The sequence below is a fragment of the Trinickia sp. genome (genome assembly GCF_036503415.1).
Classification (GTDB): domain Bacteria; phylum Pseudomonadota; class Gammaproteobacteria; order Burkholderiales; family Burkholderiaceae; genus Trinickia.
In genome coordinates, this window is record NZ_DASXWY010000212.1 from 1 (window position 1) to 10,425 (window position 10,425).

Annotated in this window: 8 protein-coding genes and 1 pseudogene; 5 read left to right on the top strand and 4 right to left on the bottom strand. The window is 66.2% G+C overall.

The features are described 5' to 3' along the window. A pseudogene (locus VGL01_RS24735) lies at positions 1 to 642 on the bottom strand (hypothetical protein); the annotation flags it as partial. Positions 643 to 984: 342 nt separating this feature from the next. On the opposite strand from VGL01_RS24735, the gene VGL01_RS24740 reads away from it, so the two are divergent. From VGL01_RS24740 to VGL01_RS24755, 4 genes are all read left to right on the top strand, one after another. After that, a complete protein-coding gene (locus tag VGL01_RS24740; protein ID WP_331574102.1) occupies positions 985 to 2,094 on the top strand; it encodes an AGE family epimerase/isomerase in 1,110 nt (369 codons plus the stop codon). Between the two features lie 164 nt (positions 2,095 to 2,258). Beyond that, entirely contained in the window at positions 2,259 to 2,711 is a 453-nt protein-coding gene (locus tag VGL01_RS24745) for a PaaI family thioesterase (protein WP_331574104.1), read from the top strand. Further along, positions 2,708 to 3,526, top strand: coding sequence for an alpha/beta hydrolase (locus VGL01_RS24750; protein WP_331574106.1), 819 nt, complete (start codon positions 2,708 to 2,710; stop codon positions 3,524 to 3,526). Before VGL01_RS24745 ends, VGL01_RS24750 begins: the two co-directional genes overlap by 4 nt. Before the next feature lie 75 nt (positions 3,527 to 3,601). Next, positions 3,602 to 4,147 carry a hypothetical protein gene (locus tag VGL01_RS24755; protein ID WP_331574108.1) on the top strand — a complete coding sequence of 182 codons (546 nt, stop codon included), beginning with the start codon at positions 3,602 to 3,604 and terminating at the stop codon, positions 4,145 to 4,147. A 45-nt stretch (positions 4,148 to 4,192) separates the two neighbouring features. Here the strand turns inward: VGL01_RS24755 and VGL01_RS24760 are convergent, their stop codons facing one another. Together VGL01_RS24760 and VGL01_RS24765 are read right to left on the bottom strand one after the other, a co-directional pair. Then, complete coding sequence (locus VGL01_RS24760; protein WP_331574110.1) at positions 4,193 to 4,924, bottom strand: GGDEF domain-containing protein; 732 nt, start codon at positions 4,922 to 4,924, stop codon at positions 4,193 to 4,195. Positions 4,925 to 5,131: 207 nt separating this feature from the next. After that, complete coding sequence (locus VGL01_RS24765) at positions 5,132 to 7,618, bottom strand: CHASE2 domain-containing protein (protein WP_414720346.1); 2,487 nt, start codon at positions 7,616 to 7,618, stop codon at positions 5,132 to 5,134. A 311-nt stretch (positions 7,619 to 7,929) separates the two neighbouring features. Between VGL01_RS24765 and VGL01_RS24770 the strand changes: the two genes are divergently transcribed. Then, a complete protein-coding gene (locus VGL01_RS24770; RefSeq protein ID WP_331574114.1) occupies positions 7,930 to 8,628 on the top strand; it encodes a response regulator transcription factor in 699 nt (232 codons plus the stop codon). Positions 8,629 to 8,697: 69 nt separating this feature from the next. Here VGL01_RS24770 and VGL01_RS24775 read toward each other — a convergent pair. Further along, positions 8,698 to 10,425, bottom strand: a 1,728-nt coding sequence (locus VGL01_RS24775; RefSeq protein ID WP_331574116.1) for an autotransporter outer membrane beta-barrel domain-containing protein, incomplete at its 5' end; no start/stop codon positions are given.

The window sequence follows — 10,425 nt, forward strand, 5'->3', positions numbered from 1 at the left end:
GACGGTCTCGGCCAATGCCGCCGTCGATGCGGTTTGTGCGACCTGCGCCGCGCCGATGGCATCAGCGGAACCGGAAGCGGGCGAGTCGGCCGATGGCGGTGCCAATGACGATGATGATGAAGACCCCTGCGCGGCGCCCGAGGTCCATGCGCGCTTGGCCGGCTGCAGCCTGTTGCGCGCCGGCCCGGCTTGGGCCGGGTCAGCGCTGCCGGCGTCATCGACACGCAGATAAGCGGCGATGTCCGCGATCCGCGCGCCGGCCGGTTGCGGAATGACTTGCGCGCGCATCGAAGCGGGTGCCGGCTCGTGCAATGCCGGTGTCCCGACTCCCGCCTCGGGATCCGGGGACAGCGGGACCGTTTCGGCCTCCCGCTCGGCGGCGGCTCGCTGCGCTTCGGCGCGTGCCCGAAGCGAATCGAGCGCATCGGCCGGCACTTCGAAGCCGGCCAACGTGCCCTGACGCGGATCGAGGTTCAATGTTTCCAGGGCGCCGAAGAAATCGCTGTCGAGGCGTTCGGCGGGCGATTCCTCGCGCGAGTCTTCCGGACGGTCACGCCCGACCGAGCCCTCGGCGACGAGCGCAGCGCCTTCGTTGCCCTCGGTGCCCGCTGCAGCAATTGCAGGCGTGCTCGGTTCGGACACGGTGGGATTCGACGGCGCATCCGATGCGGGAGAAGCGGCACGCGCGCGCCGTCGGGCGGTCGCCGGGCGGCTGACGCGAGAGGTCGAAGATGCTGCGGAATCTGCCATAGCTGGAAAGCGGAAAGACGGTAAAGCGAAGAGCGCGGTCATGGCCGCGCGCGAGCGCGAATCTATTCGGTCTTCGTGTTCGGCGAACGCCGCATTGTCGCACGATCGGCAGGCGCGACAGCAGGGGAATCGAGCGGTGCGGCCACGCCCGGTGCGGCGAATTTGAATTATCCTTTGCGCTTCGCGCGGTGGCCACCGCGTTCATCCGATAGGGCCGTTTGCCCCATACGCTTTATGTCCACTTCGATCGACGCTGCCATCGCGGCGCAAATCAGCGCCCTTCGCGAACACTATGCCCACACGGTCATGCCGCTATGGCGCGGAGCGGGCTACAACGCCGCCCTCTGCCTGCCGTACGAGGCCGTCGGCGCGAACGATCAGGCGCCGCTGCCTGTCGTCCGTTATCGCGCGATGGCCTGCGCGCGGCAACTGTTCGTGTTTTCGCTGGCCGGCGACGCCGAACATGCTCACACGCTGTTCGATTCAATGCGCCGCTATTTCCGCGACGCGCGCCACGGCGGATGGATCTATAGCGTCGATGCCGCCGGCGCGCCGCTCGATACGACGAAAGACCTCTATACACACGCATTCGTCATCTTCGCGTGCGCTCAGTATGCGAGCGCATTCGGCGAGCGCGATGCGCTCGACGTGCTGGCCGAAACGGCCGCATTGGTCGATGCGCGTTTTGCCGCGTCGGGTGGCCTCCTGCATGCCACGCTCGACGAGAACTTCTCGACCGTGCGCGCGGGAGCGCTGCAGAACCCGCTCATGCACTTGGCCGAAGCGTACCTGGCCGCCCGTGCCGCCACGGGTGAGAGCGCCTATGACCGCTCGCTCGCGCGGCTTGCCGATGCCGTCGCCGGCACATTCGTGCATGCGCCGACGGGTGCGATCGCCGAATTGCCGATCGGCACGGCGGGCAACCGGCTCGAACCGGGCCACCAGTTCGAGTGGTTTTATCTGGCGGCGAGCGCCGGCAGCACGATCGCCGCATCGGGGCTGGCCGAATCGCTCGAGCGCGCGTTCGTCTTCGCGCAGCGCCACGGCGTGGATGCCGTCACGGGCGGCGTGTGCGCCGCGCTCAACGAGGACGGCTCGATTCAGGATGCAACGCAGCGCATCTGGGCGCAGACCGAATATCTGCGCGCGCTGGCGACACGCGGTACGGCCGACGATCTTCGGGCACTCGCATCGCAAATTGCCGCGTTTCGCGAGCGCTTTTTGCATTCGCGCGGCTGGTACGAGTGCAAGACTCCGGCCGGCGATGTTTCGCGCGCCGATATGCCGTCGACCACGCCCTACCATCTGGCGACGGCTTACGCGTCGTTGCCGGGCGCACGCTGACACCGTGCGTTACGGCGGATTCCCTCTTAGGGTTTACGGCAGTCACGGCGCTTGCGGAAGGGTCTCGCCGGGGGGATTCGCGCCCGCTCCTTGACTCCGCGCGCGAACGGTTCCTAGAGTGGAACCAATAGGATACGGGGCCGCGCCCCGCAAGGGGCCCCCCGATGACCGACTTTTTCGACCTGGCGCGCGGCGCGCTGCACGCTCAGCCGTTCAGCATGCTGCTCGGCACCGAGCTCGTGCAGATCGGCGAGCATGAAGTGACCTTGCGCCTGGCGATTCGCGACGAACTGCGGCAGCAGCACGGCTTCGTTCATGGCGGTGTCATCAGCTACCTTGCCGATAACGCGTTGACATTCGCCGGTGCGATCGCGCTCGGGCCCCGTGTCGTGACGGGCGAGTACAAGATCAACTATCTGCGTCCAGCCGTGCGCGGGGCACTGCTTGCTCGCGCGGAGCTCGTCTACGCGGGGCGCGGACACGCCACATGCCAGTGCCGCATCTATCTGCTCGACGGCGACAAGGAAACCCTCGTTGCGCTGGCCCAAGGTACGATCAACCGCGTGGGAGACGGCCCGAACGCCGCGCCGGCGAGCGGTCAGATCGAACAGGCATGACGCTCGAATCGAAAAGCACACTTCGGATCGAAGAAGCGAGCGTCGCCTACGCGTTCATCGACGGCGACGCGGCCTTGCCTTACCTCGTCTTCCTGCATGAAGGTCTGGGCTGCACCGCCATGTGGGGCGACTTCCCCGAGCGGCTTTGCCGGGCAACCGGTTGCCCAGGGCTCGTCTACGATCGGGCCGGCTATGGACGGTCGTCGCCGCTGCCGGCCGGGACGCGATGGGATACCGGCTATCTGCATCGCTCGGCCCAGCGCGAACTGCCGCAAGTGATGGCGCGCCTCGTGCCGCCAGCGGCGCCCTATGTTCTCGTCGGTCATTCCGATGGAGGCAGCATCGCGCTCATTCACGGAGCCGAACGCAACCCGAGGTTGCGCGGCATCGTGACGATCGCGGCGCATGTGTTCGTCGAGGCAGTGACGCTCGCGGGCATACGCGATGCGCTCGCCGCGTGGCGCGCCGGCAAGCTGGCTGGACTCGCGCGATATCACGGCGAGAAGACGGCCGATGTCTTTCGCCTCTGGTCCGACGCATGGCTCGATCCGAGCTTCGCGTCATGGAACATCGAGGCGCTGTTGCCGCGCATCGATGTGCCGCTGCTGGTCATGCAGGGCCAGGACGACCAGTACGGCACCGCGCGGCAAGTGCATTCGATCGCGCGGCATAGCGCGGGGCCGGCGCAAGAGGCACTGCTGCCCGCCTGCGGACACTCGCCGCACAAAGAGTGCCCCGAGGCCGTCCTGGCGGCGAGCGCGGAGTTTATTCGCTCGCTCGCAACGCGAATGCCTCTGGATCGCACGGCTGTCTGACGCTAGAATGGCGGCCCCTCGAACATTCGTGCCGGCGTATTCGCGCCCGGTGCATGTCGATCCGCGATCCGATCCATGGCAAAACTTCTGAACGACACCGAATTCCAGCGCTTCACCGAACTTCAGCACAAACAGGCGAGCTTCACGATCACGAGCGAAGAGGCCGACGAACTGCGGCTCATCGTCGAACGCGCGCAACAAAAACGCGACGATCGCGCCGCCGCCATGCGGGCCATCGAAGCCCACATCGAGCAATTCGAGATCACACCGGAAGAGCTTTTCTCGCCCGAGCAGATCGGCGAAGCCGCGCGGACGTACGGTCTGATTGCCTCGTCGGCCAAGAAGGAGCGCGTCTTGCCGCCGACACTGACGTTCAACGGCAAGCCCTATCAATGGACGCGCACGTTGCCCGACGAGATTCGCTTGCCGCTCTTCGATGCGTTCAAGGCCGGCGAATCGATCAAGCGTTTCCTCGCCACCCCGAAGGACACGACGCGAAACGCGACAACGATCGCTCGCCTCGAGCGCGAAACGGGTAACGTCTATGCCGAGGCATGGCTGGAGGAACTTTCGATCTCGCGCGGGCAAGTCGACGAAGCGGCCACGAAGCTCGCCGCCTAAGGCACGATCGGCGGCCGCCGCCCGAGCGCTCGGCGGGCGCGCCGGTTACAGCACCGCGAGCCGCACCGTGTCGCGGCCCGCACGCTTGGCCTCGTAAAGCATCCGATCGGCATGCCGATAAAGATCGTGGGGCAGATGGCGATTCTCGCTGCGGGCACCCCGCCATACGAAGCCGAAGCTCGCCGTCAGCACCGCATCGCGCTTCGTGGGATGCGGCAACGCGAGCGCACGCACCGCCAGGCGTAGACGATCGATCGCAGCCAGCGCGTCGCTCGGCGATTCGGCGTTCAGCAGAATGCAGAACTCGTCGCCGCCAAGGCGGATCAAGCTGTCGCCGGCGTGCCGCAACTGGGCGCGCACGGCATGCGCGATCTGCTTCAGCGCATCGTCGCCGGCGCTGTGACCATACGTGTCGTTGTAAGCCTTGAAGCCGTCGATATCGAACAGGCAAAACGCAAGCGCGCCATCGACATGCCGCGACGACGCCCGCGCTCCGAACGTCTCCTCGATATGCCGGCGATTGAACGCGCCGGTCAGCTCATCCGTGACAGCAAGGCGCGACAGTCTTGCCACTTCCGATTCCAGTTGGCGGATTCTCGCTTGCAAGCGTCCCTGTTGCGCCTCGTCGCCTTCAACGATCCCTTCTTTCCAGAGCCGCAGGAGAAACTCGCCTTCGGCAGCGAGACTCCGCCCGATGCGGCGGGCCCATGCCGCGCACAACGTCAGCCACGTCTGTCCGTGCGTCGGTCGAGCCCCCTTCCAGGAGAGATCACTCATCGATTGCCAGCTCATTTCGGTACCTCGGAATTCACGATGCAGCGGCACGCGCAGGGCCGGTTCAGGCCTCGACGACCGATCGTCGAGCAGCGCGGCGAGCTCAATTGAGTTCAACGAGGCGATTATGCCAAGGCATGTCCGGAGCAACTGCAAACAAGTGTCAGGCTCACGGTGGGCGACGCAGACGAGGCGCGTCCCCCGGGCCCGTCAGGAGGCTCGCGCCGGCTCGCCGGCTGGCGCGGGCCCGGCTTGGTCGGCTTGCTCGGCCAAGCGGGGCAGCGAAATCACGAATTCGGTTCCCTTGCCCTCCTCGCTGTGGACGGCCACTTCCCCGCCGTGCCGCACGATGACGGTCTTGACGAACGCCATGCCGAGCCCGGCACCGCCTACTTCGGGACGCTGCCCCGCATGGAAGCGGCGGAAGCGTTCGAACAAGCGGCCCTGCTTGTCGAGCGGAATCCCGTAACCCTGGTCGCGAATCGAGCAGGTCACATGGGCGCCGCCCAGCGACGCTTGCGACGATTCGATCGAACAGGTGATTTGCGTGCCGTTCGGGCTGTACTTGATGCCGTTTTGCAGGATGTTCACGAGCGAGCGCGTCAGCAGCGACCGCTCGGCGAAGATCCAGCATGCTTCCCTGTCTTCGTAGACGGCATCGAGGCGTATGCCCTTGGCATGTGCCTGCGGCCACACTTGATCGCTCGCGTCCAGCACGAGATCGGCGAGATTCACGGGCTCGAACTCATAGGCCTGCGATTCGGCGCGTGCAAGCTGGACGAAATCGTCCGCAAGCGTCAGCGCGCTCCTGGCATAGCGTGCGATGCGGTCCATGACATTGCGCGCGGGCTCGGACTCGATGCGTGCGCGCTCGATCTCGACGAGCGCGAGGATCGATGCGTGCGGCGAGCGCATGTCATGCGATAGCAGTTGCAAGGCGTCCTCGCGCTGCCGTTCGGCTTCGTGCAGCGCCGTGATGTCGACCAAGCCGGCGATCCACCCGGCGGCTTCGCCGAACGCATTGCGGCACTCCGAATAACGCAGCAAGTAATCGCGCTCGTCGCGGCCGCGCACTTCGATGCCGGTCGTCATCATGCGCGCGTGCTCGGGCCGCGCCGGGTTCATGACGGCCGGCCAGTCCCTTCGGGCAATCCGCTCGTTTTCCACGTCCGCGTCGATCGTCTTCACGAACGAACAGTCGGCCAGCACGGCGTGCAATGGCCGCCCTTCCGGGCTCGGCGCCGCGAGCCGCGCGCAATACGCTCTTGCCGCGCGGTTCGCGATCAACACGACGCCGTTCAGATCGGCAACGAGTATCGGCTCGGGCCCGCTGTCGAGACTGTCCCAGACGAAACGCTTCATGTCTCTCGCGCGTTGCGCCGCCTGAGCCATCAGCGACATCTGCTGTTCGAGTACGTCCCCCATGAATTCGCTCGGCCGCTTCGCCGCTTCGGGCAGGAGATAGGGCTCGGCCGCGAGCTGCCGCAGTTCCTTGCGCAGGTAGGCCATCGTCATTTCCAGACGGCGCCAGCTCCACAGCGGATAGACGACGATCAGTCCGAGGATCGCCGGTACGGGCGATACCCAAAGCCGCAGCCCATGCATCAGTACCGCGTCGCCCGCGAGCGCGAGCACGCCGAGCGCAATGGCGAGCGCCAGCGAGTACATCGGCGACAGCACGAGAAATCCAACGAGCAGCACCGCCAGCGGCAGGAGCGATGCGGCGAGCAACTCCGATGACGATGCGGGTCTGATGGCGCTGCCGCGCAGCAACATCTCGAGCACGCTCGCATGCGCATAGACGCCGGGCGTGACGCCAAACCGACCCGACATCGGCGTGGCGAAGTGATCGTAGAGGCCGGATGCCGTCGAGCCGACGAGCACGATGCGGCCCCGCAGCAACTCGGGCGGCACGGTCCCCGCCAGCACCTGCGCAACCGAGACCTTCCGGAAGGACTCGTCGGGAACGAAAGGAACCAACACACGCTGCTCTGCGCCCGGCCCGCCGGACTCGGCGAGCGGCACGGACTCGCGCGCCGGACGGCCGTTACCGTCAACCATGCCGGCAAGCCGTATCGCGCCTCGTTCGACGGCGCGCCGGACCGGAACGGTCAGCTGCGGCCAACGCGTGCGCGCGTCGCCCTCGTATAGCGCGACGCTGCGCACGACGCCGTCGCTGTCCACCTCGAAGTTGATATGGCCGAGCCCCGCGGCGGCGCCAGCCAATGCGGCAACGGGCAGCACCGCTTCGCGATGGCCCTCGGCGTCGGCCGGCGCAAGCAGAATCGGCAGATAAGTTTTACTGGCGGCGATCGCCCGGGCAAGCGCTGGATCGTCGGCGCCGGGCTCCGTGAATAGTACGTCGTAGACGATCGCGGCCGCGCCGCTCCGTGCGAGCGCATCGATCAGGCGAGCATGCACGCTGCGCGGCCACGGCCACCGGCCCAGCGCTTCGATGCTGTCATCGTCGATCTCGACGACGACGATATCGTTCGATACCGTCTTTGCGGACATCGCAAGAAAATCGTCGTAGACGAAGTGGTCCAGGCTCGCCGTCAGGCGCCAGCTCGAGCTCAGCGCGACGAACGCAATGGCGAGACAGCCCGTCGCGATCCATTCGAGCAAAAACCGCCGCCCTATCGATCGGCCGAGCCGCGAACGAATGATCCGGGCGAGCAGTGTCATTGCGACGGCCACGCACGCGCGATGGGGCGATTGTGTTCGTATCGGCGCAGGTGGCCGGGCACCTGCCGGTTGTCGTCGTCTCGCCTCATGGTTTCTCGTTTTCGATGCGATCGAGACGATAACCGAAACCGTGCATCGGCGCCAGACGGGCGCCATGGCGGGCGTGCACGTCAAGCTTCGCGCGAACCATTTTCACAGGAGCCCCAATACTTATCGTTTACTATTCTCGCTGCCGCGAAAACGCAGGTTCGCGCGGAAAGCACCCAATCGGGGAATCGGTTCAACCCCCTTTTCTTCGGCACAACGTTTCCATCGGTCAAACCATGCGAATCGCCATCCTTGACGATGACCCAAGTCAGTTGGAGTTTGCCACTCAATCGCTAAGCCCGGCAGGGCATACCTGTCACACGTTCAGCGAGGGCGCCGCGCTCATCCGCGAGCTGCGGCGCGAAAGCTTCGATCTGATCGTGCTCGACTGGAACGTCACCGACATGCAGGGCGACGAGGTGCTCGCCTGGGTGCGCAAACACTGCAACGAGACGCTGCCCGTGCTCTTCATGACCAGCCGGTCGCGTGAATCCGACATCGTCTCCGCGCTCAATGCCGGCGCCGACGACTACATCGTGAAGCCGGTCGCGGCCCCGGTGCTGCTCGCACGTGTGTCCACGCTCCTGCGCAGAAGCTATCGCCGCGACCAAAGCATCGCGTCGCAGGAATTCGGCGACTACCTGTTCGATCTGCGCGAGAGCATCGTCTATCGTCAAACGGTGCCCGTCACGCTGTCGCAAAAGGAATTCCAGGTCGCGCTGCTGCTCTTCCGCAATCTCGGGCGCCCGCTCTCGCGCAGCCACATCGTCGAGACGGTCTGGAAGCAAACGTCCGACATCCCGTCGCGTACGCTCGATACGCACGTCTCGTCGATCCGCATCAAGCTCGACCTGCGTCCGCAGAGCGGGTACTGCATCTACCCGGTCTACGGTTACGGGTATCGGCTCGAAAAGCTCGAAGCGGGCGAGGCCTGAGCCGGTGCCGCGGCGGCAGCGCCCTGCGGCACGCGCGCCGGCGGCCACCGCTCTCATGGCCGCCGCAACTCACCACGACCAACGCACGCCGGCGTTCCCGCCAATCGTCCGCACGTGCTCCCCGTCGAGGTTCGCGCCCCAGTTGACGGCAGCGTAGGCACTGCCGTGCTTCGAGAAGCGCGTGACCAGGCCCGCGTCGATCCGGCCCGTCGTCTGGTTGACCGGCGTTCCGATCGACGTAACGCTGTCATAGGTCTGGCGATCGCCGTTGGCAAACGCGTGCAGCACATTGAACGCCACAAAAGGCTGCCAGGCGGCACCCAGCGCGTCCCATGTCCCGGAAAACCGGACGCCGAACCTCGCCAGCACCGAATTCCCGCTGCCGAACGACACATTGGCCGCACCGTCGTTGAGATCCCGGATCGACAGGTGCTGGTAGACCAACTGGAGCTGCGGCTCCATCGTCAATCCATGTCCGATCGACAGCGGCAGACCGCCTTCGACCGAAGCCGTGACGGCAGTACCGTGCGTGCTGGCATGGACGTTCCCGCTCGACGTCGCATCCGCCGTGAGCGCGCTGCCCGAAACGACGGTATCCGTGTACCAGCCGCTGGGCCCGATATGCGTCCAATAACCGGCGAGGCTATATGCGTTGACGGAAAGATGCCCGACGTCGGCACCCTGGACGCCCACTGCCGAACCACTCACGCCGCCCGTCGCGCGGGCCATGCCGAGATAGAAGCCGTAGTGGTTCCGGTGCCCCCCCTCCGCCCCGTCCGCATACACGTCGTGGCCGACCTGCAGCCCGCCCATCGAACCGTCGAATTGCGGGCTCACGTCGCCGCCCTCCGACAGCACGCTATGCGCACCCCAGACACGGCCCCATGCCGCGGGCACCGCGCCCTTCTCGCCGAGCAGCGACTGATCGCCCTGCCGCTGATGGAACTCGTCGATTTGCATCCAGTCGAGCTGACGCATGACGCTCGGAATCTGCGCGTACAGCGCGACCTCGGGCCGGTACAGCGTGACCGGAGTGGCGCCGGCGGCCGGCAGCACGGGCGTGCCGGGTGCTGCGACGATATTGGCCGATGACGCGACGTTCGCGGCCGGCACCGTATTGCGGAGGTACCAGTCCTGCGAGGTCCCCGCGGTCACGCCGCCCTTCACGAGGTAGTACTCGTACGCACCGGCCTTGACCACGCCGCCGGCCAACGCGAACGCACCGGCATCGGTGGTTGCGCCGTTGGCCGCCGCGACGACCTGGATGCCGTTCGATACGATCGGCGCACCCTGGCCGCCCACGTTCGTCACCCTCAGCGTCGTCGAACCCGTCGCCGTGCCGCCGTTGACGACGAGCTTGTCCGATGCCGCGTTGTCCCCGGCGAGTACGGTATTGAGCGCAATCGTGCCGTTTTGTCCAACATAGCTGTTGACGTTCAGCGTGTTGCCGGCCTGAGCGCCGCCGCCGAGTTGAACCAATCCCGCGTTCGTCAATTGACCGTTGATCGTAAAACTGCCCTGCGTGCCGGCTGCGACGGACGATTGCGCATGGCCCACCGCGATCGCGCCGCCTCGCGCAACTTCTGCGTTGGCGCTCGTCGCGGCCCCCGACAACGCATTCGCCACCGCGATCGTCCCATTGTTCGTGACGTTGCCGTTGACCGAGCCATAACCGCCGAGCGTGGCACCCGATGCGACGCTCGCCGGCCCGGCCACCGACGCACCGGTGTGCGACGCATCGCCGACGACGAGCGTGCCGGCCACCACCGACGTCGCACCCGCATAGGTGTTGACGCC

Excerpts from the sequence above, each read along its gene's own strand:
- VGL01_RS24740 (WP_331574102.1), top strand. The coding sequence starts at position 985 with ATGTCCACTTCGATCGACGCTGCCATCGCGGCGCAAATCAGCGCCCTT.
- VGL01_RS24745 (WP_331574104.1), top strand. The coding sequence starts at position 2,259 with ATGACCGACTTTTTCGACCTGGCGCGCGGCGCGCTGCACGCTCAGCCG.
- VGL01_RS24750 (WP_331574106.1), top strand. The coding sequence starts at position 2,708 with ATGACGCTCGAATCGAAAAGCACACTTCGGATCGAAGAAGCGAGCGTC.
- VGL01_RS24755 (WP_331574108.1), top strand. The coding sequence starts at position 3,602 with ATGGCAAAACTTCTGAACGACACCGAATTCCAGCGCTTCACCGAACTT.
- VGL01_RS24760 (WP_331574110.1), bottom strand. The coding sequence starts at position 4,924 with ATGAGTGATCTCTCCTGGAAGGGGGCTCGACCGACGCACGGACAGACG.
- VGL01_RS24770 (WP_331574114.1), top strand. The coding sequence starts at position 7,930 with ATGCGAATCGCCATCCTTGACGATGACCCAAGTCAGTTGGAGTTTGCC.